The sequence below is a fragment of the Halogranum gelatinilyticum genome, from assembly GCF_900103715.1.
Taxonomy (GTDB): Archaea; Halobacteriota; Halobacteria; order Halobacteriales; family Haloferacaceae; genus Halogranum; species Halogranum gelatinilyticum.
Window position 1 is genome coordinate 27841 of sequence record NZ_FNHL01000004.1, and the last position, 24599, is coordinate 52439.

Annotated in this window: 20 protein-coding genes; 11 read left to right on the plus strand and 9 right to left on the minus strand. The window is 53.3% G+C overall.

Features of this window, described 5'->3' with window-relative positions; genetic code table 11:
• Positions 1-47 precede the first annotated feature (47 nt).
• The 3 genes from aglF (at position 48) to BLR57_RS13745 (ending at position 3116) form a co-directional block, all read left to right on the plus strand.
• Entirely contained in the window at positions 48-782 is a 735-nt protein-coding gene (aglF, locus tag BLR57_RS13735; protein WP_089698476.1) for a UTP--glucose-1-phosphate uridylyltransferase AglF, read from the plus strand.
• A gap of 52 nt (positions 783-834) precedes the next feature.
• Positions 835-1821 (plus strand): GDP-mannose 4,6-dehydratase, encoded by a 987-nt coding sequence (locus BLR57_RS13740; RefSeq protein WP_089698478.1) that lies wholly within the window; start codon positions 835-837, stop codon positions 1819-1821.
• 176 nt (positions 1822-1997) lie between these two features.
• Entirely contained in the window at positions 1998-3116 is a 1119-nt protein-coding gene (locus tag BLR57_RS13745) for a glycosyltransferase family 4 protein (protein ID WP_089698480.1), read from the plus strand.
• A gap of 128 nt (positions 3117-3244) precedes the next feature.
• Here the strand turns inward: BLR57_RS13745 and BLR57_RS13750 are convergent, their stop codons facing one another.
• A complete protein-coding gene (locus tag BLR57_RS13750) occupies positions 3245-4330 on the minus strand; it encodes a glycosyltransferase (protein ID WP_089698482.1) in 1086 nt (361 codons plus the stop codon).
• A gap of 143 nt (positions 4331-4473) precedes the next feature.
• Between BLR57_RS13750 and BLR57_RS18990 the strand changes: the two genes are divergently transcribed.
• On the plus strand, positions 4474-5703 hold the full coding sequence (locus BLR57_RS18990; RefSeq protein WP_139173353.1) for a hypothetical protein: 1230 nt from the start codon (positions 4474-4476) through the stop codon (positions 5701-5703).
• Between the two features lie 586 nt (positions 5704-6289).
• Here BLR57_RS18990 and BLR57_RS13755 read toward each other — a convergent pair.
• The 3 genes from BLR57_RS13755 to BLR57_RS13765 all read right to left on the minus strand — a co-directional run bounded on the left by BLR57_RS13755 (position 6290) and on the right by BLR57_RS13765 (position 10265).
• A complete protein-coding gene (locus BLR57_RS13755; RefSeq protein ID WP_089698485.1) occupies positions 6290-7138 on the minus strand; it encodes a class I SAM-dependent methyltransferase in 849 nt (282 codons plus the stop codon).
• Positions 7139-7743: 605 nt separating this feature from the next.
• Positions 7744-9183: a lipopolysaccharide biosynthesis protein gene (locus tag BLR57_RS13760; protein ID WP_089698487.1), complete on the minus strand. Its 1440-nt coding sequence runs from the start codon at positions 9181-9183 to the stop codon at positions 7744-7746.
• Positions 9183-10265 carry a glycosyltransferase gene (locus BLR57_RS13765; protein WP_089698489.1) on the minus strand — a complete coding sequence of 361 codons (1083 nt, stop codon included), beginning with the start codon at positions 10263-10265 and terminating at the stop codon, positions 9183-9185. The genes BLR57_RS13760 and BLR57_RS13765 overlap by 1 nt, the downstream gene beginning before the upstream one ends.
• Before the next feature lie 114 nt (positions 10266-10379).
• Here BLR57_RS13765 and BLR57_RS13770 point away from each other — a divergent pair, with 114 nt between their 5' ends.
• The 4 genes from BLR57_RS13770 (at position 10380) to BLR57_RS13785 (ending at position 15802) form a co-directional block, all read left to right on the plus strand.
• Positions 10380-11738, plus strand: coding sequence for a sulfatase-like hydrolase/transferase (locus BLR57_RS13770; protein ID WP_089698491.1), 1359 nt, complete (start codon positions 10380-10382; stop codon positions 11736-11738).
• Positions 11739-11745: 7 nt separating this feature from the next.
• Complete coding sequence (gene asnB / locus BLR57_RS13775) at positions 11746-13632, plus strand: asparagine synthase (glutamine-hydrolyzing) (protein ID WP_089698493.1); 1887 nt, start codon at positions 11746-11748, stop codon at positions 13630-13632.
• Between the two features lie 625 nt (positions 13633-14257).
• Positions 14258-15352, plus strand: a complete 1095-nt coding sequence (locus BLR57_RS13780) for a DUF4330 family protein (RefSeq protein ID WP_089698496.1) — start codon at positions 14258-14260, stop codon at positions 15350-15352.
• Positions 15353-15355: 3 nt separating this feature from the next.
• Positions 15356-15802 (plus strand): hypothetical protein, encoded by a 447-nt coding sequence (locus BLR57_RS13785; protein ID WP_089698499.1) that lies wholly within the window; start codon positions 15356-15358, stop codon positions 15800-15802.
• 62 nt (positions 15803-15864) lie between these two features.
• Here the strand turns inward: BLR57_RS13785 and glmS are convergent, their stop codons facing one another.
• Entirely contained in the window at positions 15865-17667 is a 1803-nt protein-coding gene (glmS, locus tag BLR57_RS13790; protein WP_089698501.1) for a glutamine--fructose-6-phosphate transaminase (isomerizing), read from the minus strand.
• Positions 17667-18863 carry a bifunctional sugar-1-phosphate nucleotidylyltransferase/acetyltransferase gene (glmU, locus tag BLR57_RS13795; RefSeq protein WP_089698503.1) on the minus strand — a complete coding sequence of 399 codons (1197 nt, stop codon included), beginning with the start codon at positions 18861-18863 and terminating at the stop codon, positions 17667-17669. Before glmU ends, glmS begins: the two co-directional genes overlap by 1 nt.
• Before the next feature lie 157 nt (positions 18864-19020).
• On the opposite strand from glmU, the gene BLR57_RS13800 reads away from it, so the two are divergent.
• From BLR57_RS13800 to BLR57_RS13810, 3 genes are read left to right on the plus strand one after another with little or no spacing between them, the layout of a single operon-like run.
• Positions 19021-19296, plus strand: coding sequence for a DUF8044 family membrane protein (locus tag BLR57_RS13800; RefSeq protein WP_089698505.1), 276 nt, complete (start codon positions 19021-19023; stop codon positions 19294-19296).
• 37 nt (positions 19297-19333) lie between these two features.
• A complete protein-coding gene (locus tag BLR57_RS13805; protein ID WP_089698507.1) occupies positions 19334-20380 on the plus strand; it encodes a DUF4350 domain-containing protein in 1047 nt (348 codons plus the stop codon).
• Positions 20373-21353 carry an AAA family ATPase gene (locus tag BLR57_RS13810; RefSeq protein WP_089698509.1) on the plus strand — a complete coding sequence of 327 codons (981 nt, stop codon included), beginning with the start codon at positions 20373-20375 and terminating at the stop codon, positions 21351-21353. The genes BLR57_RS13805 and BLR57_RS13810 overlap by 8 nt, the downstream gene beginning before the upstream one ends.
• A 252-nt stretch (positions 21354-21605) precedes the next feature.
• Here the strand turns inward: BLR57_RS13810 and BLR57_RS13815 are convergent, their stop codons facing one another.
• The 3 genes from BLR57_RS13815 to BLR57_RS13825 are packed head-to-tail and all read right to left on the minus strand — an operon-like array spanning position 21606 to position 24426.
• Positions 21606-22493, minus strand: a complete 888-nt coding sequence (locus BLR57_RS13815) for a DUF7982 domain-containing protein (protein ID WP_089698510.1) — start codon at positions 22491-22493, stop codon at positions 21606-21608.
• Entirely contained in the window at positions 22490-22975 is a 486-nt protein-coding gene (locus BLR57_RS13820; protein WP_089698512.1) for a DUF8163 family membrane protein, read from the minus strand. Before BLR57_RS13820 ends, BLR57_RS13815 begins: the two co-directional genes overlap by 4 nt.
• Positions 22972-24426 carry a DUF58 domain-containing protein gene (locus tag BLR57_RS13825; protein ID WP_089698514.1) on the minus strand — a complete coding sequence of 485 codons (1455 nt, stop codon included), beginning with the start codon at positions 24424-24426 and terminating at the stop codon, positions 22972-22974. The genes BLR57_RS13820 and BLR57_RS13825 overlap by 4 nt, the downstream gene beginning before the upstream one ends.
• Positions 24427-24599: the final 173 nt, after the last annotated feature.

The following is a 24599-nucleotide window of genomic DNA, read 5'->3' on the forward strand; positions in this document are numbered from 1 at the left end:
GCGTGAGACCGGGACTATTTATTGGGTGGCCGGGAGTGGTCAGAAGTATGAAAGCCGTCGTGCTCGCAGCAGGAGAGGGAACCCGGCTCCGACCGCTGACAGAAGACAAACCGAAAGGGATGGTCGAAGTCGACGGAAAGCCGATTCTCACGCACTGCTTCGACCAGTTGGCGGAGTTAGGTGCCAACGAGTTCGTCGTCGTCGTCGGCTACCGCAAGCAGGACATCATCAGCCACTACGGCGACGAGTATCGAGGTATCCCCATCACCTACGCCCACCAGCGAGAGCAGAGCGGACTGGCACACGCGCTCCTCACCGTCGAAGAACACATCGACGACGACTTCATGCTGATCCTCGGCGACAACATCTTCGATGCGAACCTCGACGACGTCGTGAAGCGGCAGAAAGAGGACCGTGCGGACGCCGCCTTCTTGGTCGAGGAAGTTCCGTACGAGGAGGCGAGCCGGTACGGGGTGTGTGACACGAACGACTACGGTGAAATTACCGACGTCGTCGAGAAACCTGAAGACCCGCCGTCGAACCTCGTGATGACCGGCTTCTACACGTTTTCTCCGGCGATCTTCCACGCCTGCCATCTCGTCCAGCCGTCGAACCGTGGAGAGTACGAGATCAGTGAGGCAATCGACCTGCTGATTCGAAGCGGCCGAACCATCGACGCGATCCGGATGAATGGGTGGCGGGTCGACGTGGGATACCCCGAGGACAGGGACAAAGCTGAGCGACTGCTACGAGGCGGGGAACCAGAAGCGTCGGCGAACTGATCACGGGTGAACTCGGTGGCTTTTTGCTGAGTGAGCGAGCGAATCTGACACAATGCAGATACTCGTCACTGGTGGGGCAGGGTTCATCGGTGGACACCTCGCAGCGCGGTTTGCGGAGGATGGACACGATGTCATCGTCCTGGATAACTTCGAACCGTACTACGATCTCGGGATTAAACAGCGGAACGTCGAACAAGGGCGGCTTGCCGCCGAAGAGAGCAGCGGGACGTACACGCTCGTCCGCGGGGATATCCGTGACGAAGAAGTAGTCTCGGAGGCTGTCGCCGACGCCGACGTCGTCTTCCACCAAGCCGCCCAGGCTGGTGTTCGGACGAGCGTCGAACAACCACAGAAGGTAAACGAGATCAACGTCGATGGGACGTTGAACGTTCTCGAGGCTGCGCGTGACTCGGAGACAGAACGTGTCGTGGTGGCGAGTTCCTCGTCAGTGTACGGAAAGCCCGAGTCTCTTCCGTACGACGAAGAACATCCGACAACGCCAGTCAGCCCGTATGGAGGGTCGAAACTCGCAGAGGAACAGTACACGCGCATCTACAACGAGGTGTACGGATTACCGACTGTCGCACTTCGGTACTTCACCGTCTACGGGCCGCGGATGCGACCGAACATGGCGATCAGCAACTTCGTTTCACGATGCCTGAACGACGAGCCCCCGGTTATCTACGGGGATGGTACACAGACACGGGACTTCACGTACATCGACGACGTGATTCGCGCGAACGAGACACTCCTCGACACCGCTGCTGCTGACGGTGAAGTATTGAACGTCGGAAGTACGGACAACATCGCTATCAAGACGCTCGCAGAGGAGATTCGAGACCAGCTCGCGCCGAACTTAGAGCTGCAGTACGACGAGCGTCACGACGCCGACGCCGAACACACTCACGCGGATATTTCGAAAGCGAATGAACTCATCGGATACGAGCCGACCACGACGATTCGAGAGGGCGTCGAACGCTTCACGGACTGGTACCGAGAGAACCGCGACTGGTACGAGCCGCTGGTGCGGAACTCCTGAGGGAAGAGACTGGCTGCATCCAGAGGCGTCGTGGAAGCACAGACGGGCTGCCCCCAGCTAGTGACGAGCGAGAGGCCGCGTGGAAACTGTGACGTCGCAGCGTCGACAGGGCGAGATGGGCACTTCGGCGATTCTATCGGCGGATTTAATTCGCCGTACTCGGTGGTGAGAGGTGAATGAAGATTCTTCGCGTCGCACAGAACCTCTATCCGGAGGTCCCCGGCGGTGGGACGTACCACGTCCACGCGATGAGTCGCGACCAGGCGGCGATGGGCCACGACGTGACTGTCCTGACGGTCACCGACGATGACTCACTCCCACGACGAGAGGAACGTGACGGCTACACCGTGATTCGTCGGTCCCCGACGGTGGAGTTACTGGGTAACGAGATCTCGGCTGGCGTTGCCAAAGACCTAGCCTTCGCCCGTGACTACGACGTGATTCACGCACACTCTCATCTCTACTTCTCGACGAATTTGGCGGCGTTGAAGCGGCGACTGGGGAACATTCCACTGGCGATTACGAACCACGGACTCTACTCACAGACGGCTCCGGAGTGGGTGTTTGATGCGTATCTGAAGACGGTCGGTCGGTGGACGTTCGACAGTGCGGACGTCATCTTCTGTTACACCGAAGAAGACAAAGGTAGGATTCGAGAGTTCGGTGTCGAGGCCGATATCGAAGTCGTCGCGAATGGTATCGACCAGACGCGGTTCACGCCGGAGGGGCCGCAGAGCGAGTTGGTCGATAGCGATGGGCCGGTCGTGCTGTTCGTCGGCCGACTCGTCGAAGGGAAGCGTCCGGGAGATGCAGTCAAGGCGTTCGCGGGCGTTCGCGAGGAACATCCGGACGCAGAACTGTATCTGTGCGGGGACGGGCCGCTCCGTGAGGAGTTAGAACAGTTGGTTCGGGAAAGAGGGCTATCGGAGTCGGTGACGTTCCTCGGACACGTCGACTACGACGAGATGCCAGCCATCTATCGGTCGGCGGACGTACTCGTGTTACCGAGTCGTGCGGAAGGACTGCCACGGACGGTGTTGGAGGCATTCGCTTCGGGGACGCCCGTAGTTGCGAGTGACCTGGAGCAGGTTGCGCCGATTGTCGAGGAAGCAGGAGAGACTGTTAGAATTGGGGATGTGAAGACATATATACGGGAGATTTCTTCACTAATCAGCGAGAACAATCGGAGGAAACAACTTGGCCTGAATGGACGTGAACTCATTGATGAAAGGTATAGGTGGGAAGATACAGTGACTGCAACAACACAAAAGATTTCCAAATTTCCAATTGAATAAATCCATTGCAGTTCAACTTTCCCACAGAGAGCGCAAAGATAACATTTTTTGCTGGTTTTCAGTGGAGTTGTGGAGAATAAGACTTCTAATCAGCAGTGCAAATATGATAATCTCTATTTTAGCACTAACTACCTAGATATTTCCCGGTAGAGATCAGCATAGCGTTGCGCAGATGCGTACATATCGTACATACACTCAATTCGTTTTTGTGCACTCCGTCCAATCTCTTTTCGACAATCTTCGTCAAGTAGTAACTCAATACCTTTGCGGATGCTGTCGACACTTTGCGGATCAACTCGTATACATGCATCTCCCGAAACTTCGCGAAGTACATCAATATCACTCACGATACTGGGAGTTCCTGTTGCCATCGCTTCGGCATTAGCAACTCCAAAGCCCTCATATAGCGACGGAAACGCAAAAATATCGATTGCTTCGTAAAATGCGTACACGTCAGCACGCTCGGGTAACCACCCCAGAAATGTGACAGAGTCCGTCAATCCACGTTCGCGAACTTCCCGCTCGAGTGTAGATCTAGAAGGGCCATCACCCGTAATTGCAAGGTGTAATTCTGGATAATTTTCAGATAGAGAACCCACAGCACGAATCAGCCGTTTTAGATTCTTTTGGGGTACCAAACGCCCACCAGTACCGATAACTACGCCATTAGGGAGGTCAACCGAACGACGTATACTGACTTGCTCCCTGATATTTCGGATGTCTGCTCCGTAATGAATCACTTGGTGTTCGGTTCCCGAAGCGAGAAGGAGTAGTTGTTCCCAGGTTTTGAAACTACGCTTAGTAGCGTACGAGTTGCTAACTATCGTATCGGAGAGTGCGTTTGATATTCCGTTCACCAAGTTCTTAATTGAGCTATACTCAGCGTGAGTATTGTGTTGAGTAGCGACGACAGGTATATCCACTTTTCTGGCGAGTAGTGTTGCCACCGAGCCAATGGCAATTGGATGAACGTGCAAAACATCATAATCGCGATCTGCAAGTATTCGAAAGAGCTTCAGATAGGCGCGTAAATCAATCTTTGATTTCGCTTCCAGACTCTCAACCTCGACACCAAGTGTATGTTCAGAAGCGTTTCCCCACGCAAATATATCCACTGAGACTGAGGGGTTGTCAATGAGGCTTGCGGCTTCAAGTGGTGTAGAGCCCTCGTCAGCCCCGCTCAAAAGTATAGCTACATCCGTGGTTTCAGTCATCTGTATTGGTCGCGTGTTCGTGAGACTATTGAGTGTGTCGAAGGAATGTTATCCTTGTCTGTTAAGAAGATACAGATTGTTGTAGTCTCTCAGAACAACACAAGAGGGAAATTATTTCCAATGAGAATTAGTATCCTTATTTGATGGTTCAGGATGTCTCTAATATTGAACGAGGATTATTACTATTCACAGTATTTCTCTCGCCATTGTTCTTTGTCCAAATTGCCGGTAAGAATCTCGCACCATGGGATTTCATTTTCATAATTACAGTGCTTCTTTATGCTTTGAGAACTGGTAGCGTAGCTATTGGGCCGACAAAACGGTACGTTCTAGGGGTGGTTATCTTCGTGACCGCAAGTGTTCTCTCTCTCTTGAATAGTCCTTTTCCGGCGAATTCATTTCTTGATTCAGGTCAGTACTATCTAATCCTGTTTGCCGTCGTTCCAGCATCATTGACTGTATTTAGCGATCGTAACTCACGATGGTTGGGTTACCTTACTGTGGCTGCAATTTTAAATATTATCTCTGTCTTGTGCATAATATATAGCGTGGCAACTGGCAGTTTCACTGTTGAAATTGTATACGCGAACCACAATATTATTCCAGTACTTACAGCGGGTGCAGCAATTACTGCAGCAGGACTTGCTCTATGCGGAAACAAACCCACATATTTTCGGGTGATCGGTGCCGTATTGATGTCGGTGAATACACTCGCTGTGTTTCTTGGACCATCAGTTGGTGCGTATATAATGGTAAGTGTTGCTATTTGGTTGTTTGTCTGGTGGAGGGCTGTTCGGCATCCAGGTATAGAAAAAATATTTTGGACGGTCTCTTTCGTTGGGGGAGTTGTCGGACTCTTGGTTCTTCTCGGCAAGTGGCAAGTAGTTTATCAAATCGGATTTGAACACCGATGGCCAATGTATCGTGAAGCCTTCTTTGATGGATTTCAAGCGTTCCCATTAGGAGGAGGAATGTCTTCGGCAGACATCTACCTTGCAGACATTCCAACTGACATTTCAAGAGAAGTACACAACATATGGTTGTCGCATTGGCTGGAGTTCGGGGTTCTTGGGATCATAGGAACCGTGTTGATTTTCTCCGACTGGCCTGTTGCCCTCTACCAGACGGTCTCTTCAGATGAGCAAAGAATTCCGGCATGGGAGTATTCTCTTGTCGCCCTTTTTGGTGCGTGGTTTATACAAGTCCAGTTCCAGCCGGCACCTGTAACTCGATTTTGGTGGGTGATATTCGGATTATCGTGGACAGTATTACTCGATCGCCAGCAATCCGTTCAAGTTGTGAGTACCTCCTCAGAACAACGCAGCATCCGCGAGAACCTATCGGACCAACAAGAGAGTAATTTAGTAGAATAATATCAAACAGGATCCGGATGTGGCACTCAATAGCCATTCGTTTATAATTGTGCAGAATTAGAAATCCTCTTGCGAATAGTATTGCTTATAAAAGTCTTGACGTTCCTCAATTAGCTATATTAAATTCTGTGGGTGCATCGGTTAATCGACAGCGTTACCGGCCCGCCGAAGGCGCAACCAAGGTTGATCACCGTCGACGAAATCACTGTCAACACCAATAAGGTGTATTTTAGAATTTGCCGCAATAAACCCGAATCTAAAAGAGGTTCTTCACGCTGCGATGCTCAAGAATCGGAGGATTGATCCGACAATTACGTTTCTTCACAGAACTTGTGGGAAGCTCAACCGCTTAGCGACTGTGTCTCTAGCCAATGCATTTGGCTATCAGGCTGCCTTCTCTCGAGTGAGGTTAAATGGTCAAATCACTATACATATCGAAGCCTGATCAAAAGTGCTTGGTGCGTTCAATATAGGGTGGACCGTTTCCACAACTAACGGATGGGCAGTCAACTCGGCGTGAAGCACCAGCTCGTGATAAAATAAACTCATCTGTCAAATGTGGGTGAGAATAAAGTGATAATACGATTCAGTTCTGTTTCCGGAAAATTCCGCAGTTGTAGAATGTTGCGTATTTCCCTTCTCTTGTGGCTGAAACTTCTTGGAAAACATCGGTGTGTAATATATCATCTGATAATAAAACACCGCCAGGTACCAAAGAATCGATGATCTTGTTGTATGCGTATCTCATTTCACTAGGGTCTTTACTTGCATCATAAATCCCAAAATCAAGTCCATCGATCTCTTCAAGCACTGGCTCCAGTATCTTTGTGAAGTCTCCAATTTGTATCTGGTAATTGTGTCGCATTCGAAGGCTCTTGGGTGCAATCCAACCGACTTCTTTCTCATCGGGAATGTAGCCACCCGCATTCTTAAGGGCAATTTTTCCCCGACGTTCACGAATCTGGTTCTCAAACTGAGGTCGGTCAATACCATATACCACAGAATTGTCTACTGAAGTTTGGTCTAATGCGGTCAACAAGTAGAAAGTAGACATACCATTTGCGACACCAACTTCCAACACAGTTGACGGATCTAGTAGTCGTGAGATTATGTAAGCGGTTTCACCATTGAAATCCATTCCACCAGGGCTATATGACTTATTAGCAAATTCGTTCTCCACCTCCGCTAATCTATTAGGAATCGGACTTCTCATTATCTCAGAGTAGTACGAATCGATTTTTGACTCTTCGCAATTGAAGAGTCGCGCCAGTTCGCGACGTCTTTCAGAGGCTGCGCGTTGGCTATCCAGTTGCTCCTTATTAGGAGTGGCATTCAACGAATTTTTAACCACACGAAGTGCCTTACTTGGATTTTCAAGAGCACGCCGTGCGTCACTTGGATTGAGGAACTGAAGCAGGTTTCGGAGATCAGACATAACAAAGAACTCACTCTATAGGGAAAAAAAGATACGCTTTTACCGAGGCTTGAACCTAGATTTGCTATTCCATTCTATAATCAAAATATGCTGACATAGCCTGCTTGCGACTACAGTACAGAAACAACGAGAAAGAGTGAGTGATCAATGAAAGGTTTCTCGCAGAGGCTGGTAAGAAGCATCACAGTAGCCACTTTTGCTCTTGTCAGGGACTTATTAATAGAGGTAGAAGTACCCTGCATCTCCCAGCGTAGAACGCTCCCTCAAGTGATTTCCAGTGAGTGAATGGGTTAGCTGATGGGGCTATAGACCCGCCGAGGGTGCAGCTGAGAGGAATCAGTGTCTAGAGGAGTATTGCTAACCATAACGACAATACATTTTAGATGAATACATTATGCAAACATCGAGATAACGGTGATTCCTCACCCCACATTGTTCGACACAGGACTGATCCAGCGGGTACGTTTCTCCACTATGTTTGGGAGATATACGATTGCTCAGAGCTTATGTTTTAGCCGAGCACTCAACAGTCGAGCTATCTCAGAGGTTAACTAGACAGTGCTCAGTGAGAGTTAACATTAAATTTGTTTGATATATAGTTATTGTTATCGGTGTTCTTGAATCAATTTCTTCATTTTGAATCGGATTTCAGAATCAAGAATAAGCAGCAGAGAGAAATAAATCAGGCCACCAAATAATATCAGAATTGTAGTATTATATAATTTCCCATAAACCAGTTGGAGAGATAAAAAGGGTAAGAATAAAAACATTATGGCCGCAGAGATAATTTGCATGACAATCATTGGCTCAAACGGGAATCCCAGATCTTTTCTTAGGATATAGACATAAGCCCCAAGTCGTAAAATTTCAGTGGATACCGTAGCAACTAGAATACCAATAAGTCCGTGTGTCAAAGTAAGTGCAGTTGCTGTAGGTAAAAATATTATCACAATACCCACATTCACTCGAAAGTTAATTTCTGGTTGATTAAGACCGTCAACAACGTTCGTGTATTGAAGTCTATAAGTATATATTAGTTGAAACAGTGCCAACCCAACCAATGCAGGCCAAGCGCGAACATACTCAGGAGTATAGAGAACCGCGAGAAGGTCTTGGCCGAGCACTATCGAGCCTGCTAGCAGTGGAAACCCAAATAAGCCAGCAAATCGGGTACCTTGTTGAAGCTCCCGCTCAACTCCCTCCTTGGCTCGCGACGCAAGACCACTAGTTTTGACACTAAGAGTTCGTGCTAAGACTACAGCCGCAGTTACAGAGGGGATGGTCAAACGAAGTGCAGCCTCGTAGAATCCAGCCGCTGCATTACCAGCAAGGGCACTCAACAATAATATGTCCGCTCTAGAGTACAATCGCTGCAAAAACTTGTTTGGGACACTATATCGAGCGAAAGAGAGGGTTCTGTAGGCAGTTTCTCTAGAAGGCAGCGTGGGGTGAATATCGAGAAGGAACAAAATAAGCAGAAAGGCAAGGAAGTTTGCACACGCAACAGCCCAAATCAGCATTGGAACCATAGTTGTTAAAGATAGAATACCAACTACTGCAAGTAGACGAATAAGAGATCGGCCCGCATTTGCTATTGTAGCGGCACCCGGGTTACCAGTTCCAGTATAAGTGTCGAAAGCTATTGAGAACAGTCCGAGCGTTAGAGTAGTCACAATAACACCGAAGCTATCGGAAACTGTGAGTCCGAACAGAGGACCACTCGTACACCAGTAAACTAGTCCGACTATGGCACCAAGTAAGAGCGAGTAAGTGATTGCGAATAAAATGCCCGCACCAAGATATTCACTTGAAGAGGAACCAATCTCACTGACCCGTTTTCGGATTGCTACACCAGTACCGTCAATGACTTGGCATAGAATCTCTGCAGCAGAGAGAAGTACGTAGAACGAACCAACTGTTGATGGGTTGAGGAATCTAGTAAGTACAAGGACTTCAATGAACCCACTTATCAGCAACAACACTCGCCCCACCATACCGATTACAGTCTCTCGACCAAGGCTGAGAGAGCTAGTATCCTTTGCCATCAATCAGCTTTGATTTTTGTTTTCTCATAAGCTCTCTGAGCGATTTCAGAGATTTCAGCCTGAAATCGCTCCACGCTGTACTGTCTTGCTTCTTCGATGATTTCTTCTCGCGACCAACCAATTTTCTCCGGCTCAAACCTCTTAATAACGTCACGCAACTCCGGGATTCCTCGATCATACAAAATCCCATTTTTTCCATGGTTTATCTGATATTGAGTGTACCCCTCGCGGACTCCAATTACAGGAGTTCCAGAAGCAAACGACTCAATTGGAACAATACCAAAGTCCTCAGCATGAGCGTTGAAAATGAATGCTTGAGCTTCGCCTAACCGCCTGCGTTTCTCCTGTTCGTCAAGGTAGCCAACGAATTCCACGTTATCTGGGGCAATCTCTTCAAGTCTGTGCTTTTCCGGTCCATCTCCGCCCACAACCAACTGTTTATTAAGACCGTCAAACGCACGCACAATCTCGTCAATTCGTTTTTCTGCGCGAAGGTGTGAAAATGTGAGATAATAGTCCTCTTGTTCGCGAGGTTCATATGAGTCAACGTCAACCGGTGGGTAAACGACTTCGACATCGTCAACGCCCCAGTATCGCTGTACCCGCCTGGCTACCAATTCACTATTTGCTACCCAAATGTCTGGGAACGGTATCGTCTGTGCATAGAGGGTGCGCAGTGCTGTTCCATACAGTTTCCCGACAAGTGTATTGCCAGTTTGCAAGAAGCGATGGTATGCAGCATAGGGTGTGCTGTGTACGTACCGCACAACAGCTTGGGTGTCCCGCGGAACATACCATCCTGGATTGTTTCCACTCTCAAAAACGACGTCCGCGTCATGAAGTTCTGGAACATGCTGCCAAGCTACTGCAAAGTAAAGGTCTCGAGCAGTAGTTGATTCAGAACTGACACGGCGCGCAATTGAAGAGTCAAATAACTCGGTCGTGCCAACATCATCCGCGACTACACCTGCTAGTTCAAAGCCGAGATGAAGATTACAACTAAATATCCGAGCCAGTTCTTCGGCTACAAATAGGGCACCGCCTCGATCAAGTGCTTCAGAATGTGCAACTCTAATATCCATTCTACCGGTCCAAGGTAATATAGCGTCGACTCGGGAGGTTTTAATCCCTTTTGTCTGAGGTCAAGGAACACTTGGACCGATTCTTTTATCGGACCCATTGAATTGTGTAACAGCATGAACGTCCTCTACATTACTATCGATGCACTTCGTGCCGATCATGTGCAAGAGGACTCGATGCCTTCGATGCGGTCATTTGCTGACGGTGCCATCGAGTTCACAGAATGTGTCGCTAATGGGCCAGGAACACCTTGGTCATTTCCTGCCTTGTTAGCCAGCCGATACGCTGGTTCAACGGACGGGTTTGGGATACCGGAACCGGGAGACGCTCATCCAACCTTGGCCGAAGTTCTCTCAGAAGCAGGAATGGCAACTTCTGGGTTCACAGATAACAGATTTGCGTCCAGTTCATACAATTATGACCGGGGAATGGACGAGATGCATGATAAGGGAGCGACCTCTCCACTAAAGGGTGCAAAGCAGTTCTTACGCGAGAAGCTCGACCACGACGGAGTTGTCTTTCAGTCACTTCTTCGAGGATATCACTTGCTGGACAATGTATTTGTCACCGCCAGTGATCGTGACAGCCGATTTGTTAGAGCAGAAGTTTTCGTTGATGAATTGATAGAATGGACAGAAGAACAAAACAAAGATTGGTTCGCCTGGCTTCACCCGATGGACGTTCATGCCCCTTACGAGGCCCCACCTGAGTACCAACGTAAATATTTGGACGAACCAGTTAGTCGGGTCAAGTCTCAGAAGCTAGCCCGTACTGCTGTTCACCATCCCGATGAGTTAAGCGATGAGGAGTGGTCTCTACAACAAGATCTTTACAAAGCCGAATGTCGGTACCTTGACGACCAACTTTCAAGGCTAATGGACACTCTTGAGCATCGGGGAGAGTTAGACGATACTGTTGTTGTCCTCACTGCCGATCACGGTGATATGCACGGAGAGCATCAGAGAGGTGGACATCCGCAGGAATTTTGGGAAGAGGTTATTCGAGTCCCCTTAGCACTTCGACTTCCTGAGTCAAACCCGGCAACTATTAATGGACAGGCTGCCCTCATCGACGTTCCTCCGACAATTCTTGATGCGCTTAATCTCAAAATTCCGAGTTCGTGGGATGGTCAATCGCTACTGTCCCGAATTAACGGTGACTCAACAGCACGGAAGCACGCATTTGTTGACGTTGGTGCAACGTTGAACCGGCAGCACGCAGCTCTTCGTCGCTCTGATGGGTGGAAGTTGTTGCGGCACGAGAAAAAAGAATATTTGTTCAACCTGTCAGAGAACCCCAACGAAGATGAAGAGAAAAACAAGGCTCAGAGTGCTACCAAAGAGTATGACGATCTGTCTGCAACTCTCGACAAACACTTAGACAACATGGAGCGCAGGAGAGAACTAGGAGAGGCAGGTATTGAAGATGAAGAAATGATTGAAGACCATCTGAAGGAGCTCGGCTACTTGGAGTAATCTTATAATGTGTGGAATTGCCGGCCAGTTTGTGGAAAGCGGGAATCCAGATGGGGAAGAGCTCGAATCAATGAGCTCATGCCTGACTCATCGTGGCCCCGACGACTCTGGAGTTTACCTTGATGGTTCTGTAGGTCTTGCGCATCGCCGACTCAGTATTATAGATCTAAATACTGGCCGACAACCAATCTTCAACGAAGATGAATCCGTTGCAGTGATATTCAATGGTGAAATTTACAATTACCGCCAACTTAAAAAATCGCTCATTTCTGATGGCCACCGGTTCACGACTGAGACAGATACCGAAGTTATAGTACACCTATACGAAGAGAACGGACTGTCTTTCGTAGAACAACTCCAAGGAATGTTTGCCTTTGCTCTTTGGGATTCAGATAGGGAACGGCTAGTTCTCGCACGAGATCAGATAGGAATCAAACCACTACTGTTCTCACATGACGGTGATACTACCGCATTCGCATCTGAACTCCCCGCACTATTGAGAACTGAAATAGATCACGGAGGACTTGATGAGTCAGCGCTTGCACGATATTTCGCCTTCGGATTTATCCCATCTCCTGACACCGCGTTTTCAAATATATCAAAGCTACAGCCAGGGGAGATGGCTGTTGTTTCCGAAAACGGCCTCAACATAGAGTCGTACCACACTCTATCTGTTTCCCCCATATCACTGGGAATGGAGGCCGCTAGCTCAGTATTACGTACTCAACTTGAGAGTGCTGTAGAGCGACGGCTTCAAAGCGACGTCTCGCTGGGGGCATTTTTGAGTGGTGGAATTGACTCAAGTATCGTTGTTGGCCTTCTATCTCAGCTACTCGACCAGCAAGTGAAGACATTCACTGTTGGGTTTGAAGAGGATCGATTTAATGAATCGCGAGCTGCTCGCAAAGTAGCCAACTACCACGAGACAGACCACACTGAATTTACGATCACTGCAGCCGATGTGCGTAATAAGATTCCCGAAGTGATTGAACGCTTAGGTGAACCATTCGCCGACCAATCACTGATACCAACATATGTAGTTGCCCGTGAGACAGGCCAAAATGTGAAAGTTGCTCTCTCAGGGGACGGTGCTGACGAGTTATTTAGCGGGTACGACCGTTATCGTGGCGAGTTTCTCTCGCGGTATTATCGAACACTACCGTCGTCAATTCGACAACAGATTATCGAGCCAGCAGTTTCCTGTCTGCCAGCTTCACGCTCATCTACAACTGGTGAACTTGGCCGTTTGGCACAGAAATTTGTCCGTGGTGGTGTAGAAGATATCAGTGCTCGTCATTTTGAGTGGATGCGTATCCCCAATGAAAATGCCGCCCAAGCAGTTATTCCAGACGTGGCCTCTCAGGGAAAGCAGAGATTAGCTGAGGAGCATAATATGCTGGGAACGTGGCTTCCGGATGACCGTCAAGACGACCTCTCTGCAATGCAAGCAGTTGACGTTCAATATACGCTGCCAAATCAGATGCTCAACAAGGTTGACACTGCAAGTATGTACAATTCCCTTGAAGTGCGTGTTCCATTTCTTGACACTAGTGTGGTTGAGTATGCTCTTGGACTACCGATAAACCATAAGATGACAACTCGAACTCGTAAGCGTGTGCTTAAAAATGCATTTGACGATATCTTGCCAAAAGAGGTCTTACAACGAAACAAGCAGGGCTTCGATATGCCTGTTGGGGAGTGGTTCAAAGAAGAACTTCAAGACGATTTCCGTACTACGGTAAGTACACTTGAAACGGATATGCTTGATATCAATGAAGTAATGGACATATATCAAGCACACGTCAAAGACGAAGCGGAGCATGGAAAGTTCCTCTGGACAGTATACGTGTTCGCAATATGGCTTCGCCGAATGCGCAGGAACAACGTTCTTTGAAAATGGCAACGCAGGTCCTGATAGATTAGTTGTTGATTCGGTTGGTCAGTTTACCCCTCACAAACAACTCCAGCCAGTCATGGGTCACATTTGGTTTTGCTTCAACTCCTCCTGCCTTCCTAAATGCGTCCCTCTCTAATCAACTCCCCCCTGCTCACAACTCACCGTATACGCAGCTTCCAATCTCTCCCCACATCTTCCCGAATTACTCCGGCCAACTTCTGAATTCTTCCATAGTCTCAGTTCTGACGTAGTGCACTTTACTGACGTGTCCCGTCGTCGGTACTCTCAAATCTGCTTACAAAATAGTGTCCCCAAAAGCCCTCAAAAAGAAGGTGTCAACCATACTTTAGTCGCTTGATTAGACTGTGTTACAGCCTCGTGATTTGTAGATTATTTGACACAAATAAATAAATTTTGAGGCACAATAATTTCATCACCTTAGGTAGTTTATAGAAGTTTGTGTACCGGCCCAAGAAATCCGACTCCACCTCGTTTGTTGAAAATATCAGTGTTTAGAGGCTCAGGCATAGTTTAGTGAAGTATGTAGCGACTACTCTTGCTTTGGTAGTGACCTTTACACAGAACGAAAACTGGTTTATCAGACGAGCAAACATCCTCTTCCATGAACATCATCGACGAAGAGGGTCGCCTCTTCGGCTACGCCAACGTCGTCGACGCCCTCGTCGTGCTGGTCGTCGTTGCCGTCGTTGCGGCGGGCACTGCGTTCGTCCTCGCTCCCGAACCCGAGCAGCCCGAACCCACCACCGCGACCACCAACGCGACGCTCGACCTCGGGACGCAACCGGACTACATCGCCAGCAGCATCGAAGCAGGTGACTCCTTCGCACCGGCCGCCGACAACGAGCTCACTGTCACCGACGTCCATCTCGCACCGGGCGGAGACGGCACCAGAGTCGTCCTCGGTGTCGAACTCCAGGGCACCGTAGCGGGCGACACGATCAAATACAACGGCGCGCCACCCCGACTGGGCCGCAGCCTCACGATACAGACGGACTCGTATCAAGCGTCCGGGACTATCCGCGCCGTCGGCGACACGGAGACGTTCGATACCACGTCGACAGAGCTCCTGACGCGGACGACGCTCTCGGCCGAAGACGCCCGGAACCTCACTGCTGGACAGGAGATCCGCGTCGCAGGGCGGACAGTTGGGACCGTCGAGTCCGTCACCACGTACGGAACAACCAGCCCCGACCGCAAGCAGGTCTACGTCGGTCTCTCACTGGATACCGTGACACTCGAGCGGCAGCCCCGCTTCGGCGGGACGGTCGTCCGAGAGGGAGCGACCGTTCCGGTACAGACCAACGTTCAGAGCTTCACCGGCGAGATCCAGCGCGTCGGGACGACGAGCCAACCCGGTGAACAGGCGGCCCGGACCGTCACGCTTCGGATGCGGAACGTGCCGCCGGAGGTCGCAGAGAGCGTCCAGGCAGGAATGGAGGAGTCCAACGCTGAAGGAACCGTTGCCCGGCTCACCGACGTGGAGCGATCGGAGTCGACGGTCGTCCTCACGAGCGACGACGGAAACATCTACGAGCGCGTCCACCCCGTCAATCAGGACGTCCGACTCACTGCCGAACTGTCCGTCCGTGAGACGGCGACCGGAGCGACGTTCAAGGGACAGACGTTACAACAGGGACGGACGGTTGTCCTCGATCTCGGCACCGTGACCGTCGAAGCAACCGTCGTCACCGCTTGAACGATGACTGACATCGAACGCGAGAACGACCACGGGCGAGTCGCCACCAGCGAGCGAATCGCAGCCGCCTTCGAGACGTCGAGCGTCCTGGGCGTGGCCCGCCGTGCATTCGGGGAGCACTCGCGGAGCAACGCTGTGGGCCGATGGATGCTGCGGGCGGTCGAACAGTCGTTCGTGTACCGCTGGCTCACAAAGGAACCCAACCCGGAGGTGATTGTCATCGACCTCAGAGAGACGTACACTGTCGGGCCGTTCGTCCGGCTCGTCGACTCGATTGTCGACGCCGCGACGCCGTACTGGCATGGGTCGGGGCTGAAGCGCGCCCTCGACCGTACCGAACACGTCTTCAAGCGTGCCGCGGAGACCCGCGTCGGGCGTCAGCTGGCAGCCCTCTTTGCACCCCCGGAACCGAGAGGGGAACGAGACGGAGACGAAGACGACGGCCGCTGAGACAGCCGAAAGCTGAACGGAGAAAGACGGTCGAGAAACGAGGGCGTCGGCGACGTGCGGTTCTATTCGACGGTCACGCTCTTCGCGAGGTTCCGCGGCTTGTCGATGGACCGACCCATTCGCTTCGCCATGTGGTAGGCGACCAACTGTAGCTGGACGTTCGCGAGCAACGGTGCCATCCGGCCGTTCGTCTCCGGAATCTCGATGACAGCATCCGCATACCGCTCGGCGTCCGACTGGCCGTCGGTCACCACCACGACCGGCGCGTCCCGTGCTTCGACCTCTTTGACGTTGCCGATGGTCTTGCGAGCACGCTCGTCGTCGCCCGTCACCACCGCGAACACCGGCGTCTCGGCAGTCACGAGTGCGAGCGGTCCGTGTTTCAACTCGCCCGCGGCGAAGCCCTCGGCGTGTTCATAGGTGATCTCTTTGAACTTGAGCGCGCCTTCTAGGGCGACCGGGAAGTGCAGTCCGCGGCCGATGAAGAAGAACGACGAGCAGTCGCCGTACTCCTCGACGATTTCGGCCGCATTCGACTCGTCGAGCACCGTCTGAATCTGCCCTGGAAGGTTGCGGAGGGCCGCGACCAGCTCTCTGGTGCCGCCGCCGGACTGCCCGACCAGTCGCTCGACGAGGAGATTTACGCCCACGAGCTGTGAGGTGAACGTCTTCGTCGCGGCGACGCCGATCTCCGGTCCGGCGCGGATGTAGAGCACGTGGTCACATTCGCGCGACGCCGTACTACCGACGACGTTCGTCAGCGCGAGCGTTTCCGCGCCTCGACTGCGTGCTGCCCGAAGCGCGCTGAGGGTGTCGGCCGTCTCGCCGCTCTGGGTGATGCCGACCACGAGCGTTCCGTCCGGAATCGGCGGCGTCGACGTCGCGTACTCGCTGGCCAGGTAGGCGTTCGCCGGAATCCCGGCGTCGCGCAACAGCGAGGCCGCGTAGAGCGACGCATGATACGAGGTCCCGCAGGCGACGAGCTGGACCGTCTCGGGCGTCTGAATGTCGTCGAGTTCCTCGACCGTGACCGACCCCGAGAGTTCGTCGACGCGGCCGCTCAGACACTGTCGGAGCGCGGTCGGCTGCTCGTGAATCTCCTTGAGCATGAAGTGGTCGTAGCCGCTCTTACCGGTCTGTTCGGCACTCCACTCGACCGTCGTGACTGACGGGTCGGCCACAGAGCCGTCTCGCTCGGTCACGGTCCACCCGTCCGGGCGGAGCGTCGCGAACTGTCCGTCTTCGAGGTAGACGACGTCTCGGGTGTGCTCCAGAAACGCGGGGACGTCGCTCGCGAGGTAGTAGCCGTCGTCGCCGATACCCAAGACGAGCGGCGAGTCGTTGCGGACCGCGAAGATGGCGTCCTCGTCCGCGACGACGCAGGCGAGCGCGTAACTACCCTCCAGGCGGTCGACTGCGCGGCGGAACGCGGTCTCGGCGTCGTCGCCCTCGGCGAGATAGGCGGCGACGAGATGTGGGACGACTTCCGAGTCGGTCTCACTCGTGAAGCTGACGCCGTCGGCTTCGAGTTCGTCGCGGAGCGTCTGGTAGTTCTCGATGATGCCGTTGTGGACGACGGCGACCGTCTCGTCCTCGTCGGTGTGCGGGTGGGAGTTGCGGTCCGACGGCGGCCCGTGGGTGCTCCATCGGGTGTGACCGATACCGGCGGTGCCGTCGAAGGTACGTTCGGAGACTGCATTCTCTAACGCAGACAGTTCGCCCTCCTTCTTTGCGACCTGGAGCGTCCCGTTCGCGACGGCGATGCCGGCCGAGTCGTAGCCGCGGTATTCGAGCGTCGAGAGCCCCGAGAGGAGCACGTCATCAGGCCGTTGGTTCCGACCGACGTAGCCAACGATGCCGCACATCAGCGAGACACCTCAGCATTCTCATCGATGTTCCGAGTGACACTACAGCCAGAATGAATCCGTGCACTCGCTCCAACGAGTACACCTGGCTCGACAGTAACTCCGCCACCAAGGATAGCTCTATCAGCGAAGACACCACCGAGCCGCGTCTCCGTATGGACTGTCGTCCCAATCGTCACGTCACCCTTCCCACCGGTGACTGTCGTTCCTGGGCCAATCTGGACGCTCTGACCCGTGACAGTATCGATGACTGTTGCATTTGCCCTGATTCGTGTGTCTCCATCGATGACGGAATCGTGGACAACCGCTCCGGCATTGACGGTCACGTTCTGACCGAGAGCTGTGTTCGGACCGATTACCGCTTGCGGACCGATTACCGAATCCGGACCGATGATTGCTGGGCCCTGAACGGTCGCATCAGAATGTACCGATGCCGTCGGATCAATATATACGCCGGATTCGATTTCCGGCTCGTTAACGAGGTTCTCTGCTTGGAGAATCTCTCGTGAGAGAGAAAGGAGGTCCCACGGATACGTCGCGTCTTGCCACGTCCCATCCGTCTTGACACCACGAACCGCGCCTTCGATTCCAGTCAACCGCCCAATTGTATCGGGGAGTGAGAGCTCGCCGTGTTGGCGTGGTGTCGACTCAATTTCGGCGAAGAAGGAAGGTGCAAACGCATAGATTCCAGCGTTAAGCAAGCGGTAGCTCTCGTCACCAGGGCGTTCGATGAGTTCTGTGATGCGGTCTCCGTCCAAACGGACGGCACCGTATTCGGATGCCTCTTCACTTTCAATGACCGCAAGCGTCGCCAAATCTTCAACAGTGTGGGCATCCCGGACAGCTTCGATAATCTCGTGATCGATTAGCTGGTCACCGTTGACGACCATGAAGTCTGAATCGAGCGCGTTGGACGCTTGGAGGAGTGCATGGCCACTCCCCAATTGCTTTGCTTGGTGGTGATACGTGATATTCCGGTTGCGGTACGTGGTTCCGAAGTGGTTCTGGACGCGATCTGCTTTGTAGCCAACCACGAGATGGAGGTCATCAATCCCCGCATCAATGAGCGCGTCAAGAACGTATTCGAGGATTGGGCGATTTGCCGCCGGGAGCATCGGCTTCGGTCGATGCTTCGTCAGTGGCCGGAGTCGTCGTCCTTCACCAGCAGCGAGGACAACAGCCGAAGAGAGGTTCATTACCTGCAGACAGTTCAGCGAGTGGCAAATACCTTGTTGTCGGATGCTTGTAAATATCTCAGCGCGCCTGTGGGTTATCCAGGCTCAGCGTCCAGGGAGGGACTGATTACATCGGAACTCCGGTACATTAGTAAGGACACCTGACACACTCTCGCCCATGGTTACGGCGCGTCGAGAGCGGTTTATCAGAGCACAGGTTGCCTGGATGGCAGCGTCGCTTCTCGTGCTCACACTGCTCGACGCGTTGACGCTCGAGTTGTTTTTCGTGGTCTGTTTGATTGGCTTTCTCGTCGTCGTCGAACTCACCGCACCGTTCAGTGTCACACCTGCGTGGCGTAGTCGGCTGAAATGGCTCATCGCACTGGGCCTTGCAGTCTTCGGCTACATCGTCGTCCGCCGGATTCTGGAAATCCTGCCAGCAGGGGTGATTTGACGTGGAGTGGTCCTCTCTCCGCGGTGACTATCCACGAATGCTGCTTGTGGCACTCCTTGGTGTCGTAGTGATTGCGTTCGTCATCGCCGCTAGTACGTCGACGACAGCGTTCGGCGTGTACAACAATGCATGGGACGGTGCATCCGAGTTACAGAATCAAGCTGAAGCGAGCGGTGTTGAGGGCGAGATTATCCTCAACACGAGCCAGTACCCCACTGTGCAGGCAAACACGACCGTTGCGTTCGTCCTCTCACCGGGACAGGCATACAGTCCGAGAGAGACCGAACAGGTCAGTCAATTCGTCCGCGAGGGAGGAACGCTCGTCGTTGCTGAGGACTTCGGACCCCACAGCAACAGCCTGTTATCGGCGGTTGGTGCGAACGCATCCGTCGACGGTCGACCGCTGCGTGACGAGCAGAACCTGTACCGTTCCCCTGCAATGCCGGTTGCAACGAACGTTACGAATACGTCGCTCACCCGTGACGTCGAGCAGCTCACTATCAACCACGGGACTGTCGTCGAGCCGAACGGCACACAGGTGCTCGTGCGGTCCTCGGAGTTCTCGTATCTCGACACTAACGGTAATGAGGAACTCGACGAGAACGAGTCGCTACAGGAACACCCGGTCGTAACGGTCGAGTCAGTCGGTGAGGGCCGGGTCGTCGTCGTCAGTGACCCCAGTCTGTTCATCAACACGATGTTGGAGCAACCAGGAAACCAGCAGTTTGCCGAGAACGTGTTGACGGCCCACGATAGAGTCCTGCTCGATTACTCACACGCCGGCCAACAACCACCACTTGCTGTGGCATTGTTGTCCCTTCGGAGTACGCCACTACTGCAAGTGGTCTTCGGGAGTGTCGGCATCGGAGCGATTGCCCTCTGGCTACAGCCGCCAACGGCACTCAAGCGTGTGCTCGGTAGAGAAGAGTCCCGTCCAGCAGAGTCAGTTGTAGACGGCCCAGCGGGAGAGGCTGCGTTACTCACGTATCTTCGCCGTCACCATCCGGAGTGGGAAGAAAGTCGAACCCAGCGAGTAATAACAGGTATTTTAGACCATCAGCAGGACGATAGCGATAATGACTGATCCCGAGGCAATCGTCGATGCCGTCCGTGAGGAGGTCGGGACCGTCCTCATCGGCAACGAAGACGTCGTCGAAGGGCTTGCGATTTCCATGTTGACTGGCGGTCACGTCCTTCTCGAGGGCGTGCCAGGAGTTGCGAAGACGACAATTGCGAACCTCTTCGCACGGACCACTGGACTGGACTACCAGCGGATTCAGATGACTCCGGACGTTCTGCCGGCAGACATCACTGGGACGCACATCTACCGGGAGAACGTTGGTGAATTCGAACTCCAGAGAGGCCCGATCTTCGCGAACATCGTCGTCGCTGACGAGATCAACCGTGCGACGCCGAAAACACAGAGTGCCCTGTTGGAAGCGATGCAAGAGCAGACAGTAACTATCGAGGGAGATACCCTTGAGTTGCCACGGCCGTTCATGGTCATCGCCACGCAGAACCCGATCGAACAGGAGGGGACGTTCGAACTGCCCGAGGCACAGCGTGACCGCTTCCAGCTGAAGTACATCGTCGACCTACCGCCGCGGGCAGAAGAGACGGAACTCCTCCGACGTTTCGACTCGAATCCCGGACTCGGACCGGACTCTGTCGAACAGACGGTAAGTGGCGACGAGTTGCTCGATGCTCGTGAGACAGTCAGCAAGATACACGTCGACGAGAAAATCCACGAGTATATTCTGGATATTGTGGCCGAGACGCGTGAAACGTCCGTTACTGCACACGGTGCCTCACCCCGTGCATCACTCGCCTTCCTCAACGCGGGCAAGGCGCGTGCGGCCATTCACGGTCGTGAGTACGTTATCCCCGACGACATCAAGTCGCTCGCACCCAACGTCCTGATTCATCGGTTGATTCTCGGTACTGAAGCTGAACTGAGCGGGCGGTCCAGAAGGGAAGTGGTCGAAGAGATCCTCGAATCGGTAACGCCCCCTCGAAACGTTGAGAGTGAAAGCACTGTCGCGGACACCTCGGAGTGAACGCTGAGAGATTCGAATCGCTGTTGAAGGGCTGCTTCTGAGAGACTGACTTAGCCAAGAAAGACTGCCGAAAACAACATCGTCGCAATCACAAGTGAAAGGAATCCAAGTACACAAACTCTCGGCCCGGGCAAATTCATTGAAATCGTTTTTGCGGACCTGTCTATTAAATGAATGGATTGCGGACAGTCTCTAAAAATTTCATTTTTGTTTTGACGTCACTTCCCCCAGAGCGTGAACACACAGGAGAAGTCAGTCGCGTGGCGATGTCGAATTGTCTCTCTCCCAGCGGCATGTGACCCGGAAGTCAACATCGTCGGAGTTCCCCGGCTCGGTAGTCACCGTCGTCTGGATAGGTGTCCCGAGTCCGGTGGCTAATCCGACAGCGACGAACGATGCGACGGGGTGGTCGACGTCATCATCAAACGTGTACGCACTATCAGTTACAGCGACGGTTAGTCGCCCGTCTTCTGCATCAAGATCCGTGGTCGTCGCTTCGACGACTTCGAACACATTAACGAGCGCGTCGGTTAGTTGGTCACGCAGCTCATGTGGTGTCGTCCCGAGTGGACCGGAGAGAGTCTGTTCGAACTCTTCGAACAGGTTTCGCCCTGTCGGCCGCAGTGCTAAGCCACGTTCTCGTTCATTCTCAGTGACGACGAATGTCGACTCGAGATCACCCTCACTCGGCACATCGAACTGGGAATGTTGGGGGACGAACAGCCGAGCAGTCTGACGCTCGTGGGGAATATAGACGCGAGTATCACTCAATCCGAGTTCACGGACGATTGCGGTTTCGTTCGTCATCAACGCTGCGTAGATTCGTTCGCCCACGTCGGCCGCGATGAACCGCTCTGGAGTGAGATAGTAGGTGAGTACACCAGCGAAGAGCCCGATCCCTGCAAGTGCGAAGAGCACGGTCTGCGCAGCCGGGAATAATAGTGCGCCGATGGCGGACACGACGCCGATCGAAACAAGTCCGAGAGCACTCTGTCGGTAGCTGGTGCGTCGGGCGCGGACGTACTGTCCACGGAGCCGCTGGTTCTCCTCTCGGAGCAATTCGAGTTCAGCACGGAGATCTGAATCGGTAGCCGAACGGTCCGTCTGTGTGTCCTCCGGGGAAGGTTGTTGTTGGCTCATGAGTCGTCTGTAATGAGTTCAAGTTGAACGAGTTCGAATCGGTGGAGTCCGTACCCAACAAATGCCCACAGTCCGATGCCTACGATGGCGATTATCCAGAGTTGGACGTCAGCGAGTACTGCTGCATAGCCTATACTAACCACAAGGGTGATGACAAGCACTGTCTCAAGCCAGAATCGGTACTGCCGAGGTGTGGAGGCAAATCCACTCAGGAGAAGAACGACGAGACCAGCTTCTGCGACAACAGCCTCAAGGAATGCTGCCTCGGGAAGAACACCCAAGAGAAGCACTTGGCCAACAGCGAATGCGAACGGTGGAGTGAGCGCGATTACCGCGACTACGAGTCCGATACCGAAGGCGAGTCCGAGTGGACCACCGAGGACGCCCCATGCGACGACAGTGAGGAACAGTCCGATGCCTTCGAGGCCAGTTGGAAGCGACCAGGAGCGGTGGTCCACGTCGTTCTCGACAGTGCCGCTCATCGGACTCCCTCCGGAGCGGCCGACTCACTGTGTGAGCGCTGTAGAACTGTGTCAAGATGGTCGCCTGGACCAACCTCGAATGCCGTCACGCGCGGGAGTTGGTGAAGTTCGCGTCTGAACTCCTCGAAATCAACGTACCGCTGGTAAATCTCGTCCATGTCGGAGAGCCCACTACTCTCGAACAGTGCTGTTGGGGTCAAGAAGACGAGTACGTTGTTCCCACTCTCCGATGCGAGACGAACCGTCTCGCGGATGCTGTTTCGCTCGGTGTCGTCAGTGAGGAGAATCGTCCACGTCTGGCCGGACTGCCTGAGGCGGGTACGGCGCACCGTCTCAAAGAGTGGGTCACCTTCGATACGCTCGACGTAGACATCGCTGGCAGTAAAGAACGGACGAAGACGCTCAGCGAAGGCTGATGTGTCGGCATCGAGGTTTCGAGCTGCTTGGCGTGCCGTTGTGGGGCGTGCAGTATCGGTCGTGTGGCGTGTAGTGTCACTTGAAGGACGCGTCGGCTGGATTGTATTGAGGTCGTTCCGAATCGAACCGTAGTTCGACGTCGCCGCGCCCGGCGGTCTATTGACAGTGAGTCCCGAATCGCCGACTGCGTAGAATCCGAGTGAGTCTCCATACGACTCCGCCGAGCCGACGAATCCGAGCGCGACTTCACGTGCAAAATCTAGCATCGTCTGTCCGTCAGGGCCGACGTCCATCGCTGCTCGGTGGTCGAAGACGAGCACAGTTGTTCGATCAGTCTCTAGCTCGAACTCGCGAACGTGCGGGTAGCCCTGCCGTGCAGTCGCTTTCCAATCGATTCGGTTCAGCGTATCGCCGGGGACGTACTGGCGGAGGCCTGCAGGTGTGAGACCGGACCCGGTCTGGTTAGTTGGATGTTCGCCGTAGGCAGCGAGCATCTGTTCGCCACCTTGCCCGACGTGGATGTTTCGTGGTGCTCTCGGTTCGGCAGTGAGTGTCGCCGTCGGGCCCCGCTGGTAACTCTCGGTGAACAGCCCGTGTTCGTCGGTGAATTCGATGCGAGGGGCAGCGAGTGTAAACCGTCCAGCGAGGGGAACGGTTAGACTAAACGAAACTGTGGCACTGTCGGTTCCTGGGGGGAGCCGAACCTGCCGTTCCGACTCGGCAACTGAATCCGCTGCAGCCGGTAAGCGAGCGGTAACCGTCACGGTAGACTCGGTCTGGGCGGTCCGTGTTGCAGTCATCGTCACGAAGACCGTGTCGTCGACGGAAACATACGACTGACTCAGTGAGTAGTCCGTGGTAAGTGCTGTGTCAGTCTCGACGAAATCTCGACCCGCTCGACGCTGTGCAACGAGGAGCACCGCACCGAGCGTCACCGTGCCCCCGAAGGCAAGTGGTCGGTCGGCGACAAGCGCGACGAGCGTGCACAACGCGCCAAGTCCGAGGAGTGCCCAGTAGTGGCGCGTCGGCTCCATCGTCAGTCAAAATCCGAGGAACCCAATTGAAACTTGCGCAATTTCTCTGTAACGACATTTCATTCGGTGTGACTACTGTTCGCTGGCAGGCCGAGCACCGACAGAAGATGGACTAAACCGCAAATGATGCCAAAATAACAACAGTAGAGTCATCGACAGTACGAGTCAGACGT

Excerpts from the sequence above, each read along its gene's own strand:
- BLR57_RS13770 (WP_089698491.1), top strand. The coding sequence starts at position 10,380 with ATGAACGTCCTCTACATTACTATCGATGCACTTCGTGCCGATCATGTG.
- BLR57_RS13765 (WP_089698489.1), bottom strand. The coding sequence starts at position 10,265 with ATGGATATTAGAGTTGCACATTCTGAAGCACTTGATCGAGGCGGTGCC.
- BLR57_RS13745 (WP_089698480.1), top strand. The coding sequence starts at position 1,998 with ATGAAGATTCTTCGCGTCGCACAGAACCTCTATCCGGAGGTCCCCGGC.
- aglF (WP_089698476.1), top strand. The coding sequence starts at position 48 with ATGAAAGCCGTCGTGCTCGCAGCAGGAGAGGGAACCCGGCTCCGACCG.
- BLR57_RS13820 (WP_089698512.1), bottom strand. The coding sequence starts at position 22,975 with ATGAGCGGCACTGTCGAGAACGACGTGGACCACCGCTCCTGGTCGCTT.
- glmU (WP_089698503.1), bottom strand. The coding sequence starts at position 18,863 with ATGAACCTCTCTTCGGCTGTTGTCCTCGCTGCTGGTGAAGGACGACGA.
- BLR57_RS13805 (WP_089698507.1), top strand. The coding sequence starts at position 19,334 with ATGCTGCTTGTGGCACTCCTTGGTGTCGTAGTGATTGCGTTCGTCATC.
- BLR57_RS13740 (WP_089698478.1), top strand. The coding sequence starts at position 835 with ATGCAGATACTCGTCACTGGTGGGGCAGGGTTCATCGGTGGACACCTC.
- BLR57_RS13810 (WP_089698509.1), top strand. The coding sequence starts at position 20,373 with ATGACTGATCCCGAGGCAATCGTCGATGCCGTCCGTGAGGAGGTCGGG.
- BLR57_RS13750 (WP_089698482.1), bottom strand. The coding sequence starts at position 4,330 with ATGACTGAAACCACGGATGTAGCTATACTTTTGAGCGGGGCTGACGAG.
- asnB (WP_089698493.1), top strand. The coding sequence starts at position 11,746 with ATGTGTGGAATTGCCGGCCAGTTTGTGGAAAGCGGGAATCCAGATGGG.
- glmS (WP_089698501.1), bottom strand. The coding sequence starts at position 17,667 with ATGTGCGGCATCGTTGGCTACGTCGGTCGGAACCAACGGCCTGATGAC.
- BLR57_RS13755 (WP_089698485.1), bottom strand. The coding sequence starts at position 7,138 with ATGTCTGATCTCCGAAACCTGCTTCAGTTCCTCAATCCAAGTGACGCA.
- BLR57_RS13780 (WP_089698496.1), top strand. The coding sequence starts at position 14,258 with ATGAACATCATCGACGAAGAGGGTCGCCTCTTCGGCTACGCCAACGTC.
- BLR57_RS13815 (WP_089698510.1), bottom strand. The coding sequence starts at position 22,493 with ATGAGCCAACAACAACCTTCCCCGGAGGACACACAGACGGACCGTTCG.
- BLR57_RS13785 (WP_089698499.1), top strand. The coding sequence starts at position 15,356 with ATGACTGACATCGAACGCGAGAACGACCACGGGCGAGTCGCCACCAGC.
- BLR57_RS13800 (WP_089698505.1), top strand. The coding sequence starts at position 19,021 with ATGGTTACGGCGCGTCGAGAGCGGTTTATCAGAGCACAGGTTGCCTGG.
- BLR57_RS13825 (WP_089698514.1), bottom strand. The coding sequence starts at position 24,426 with ATGGAGCCGACGCGCCACTACTGGGCACTCCTCGGACTTGGCGCGTTG.
- BLR57_RS13760 (WP_089698487.1), bottom strand. The coding sequence starts at position 9,183 with ATGGCAAAGGATACTAGCTCTCTCAGCCTTGGTCGAGAGACTGTAATC.
- BLR57_RS18990 (WP_139173353.1), top strand. The coding sequence starts at position 4,474 with ATGGTTCAGGATGTCTCTAATATTGAACGAGGATTATTACTATTCACA.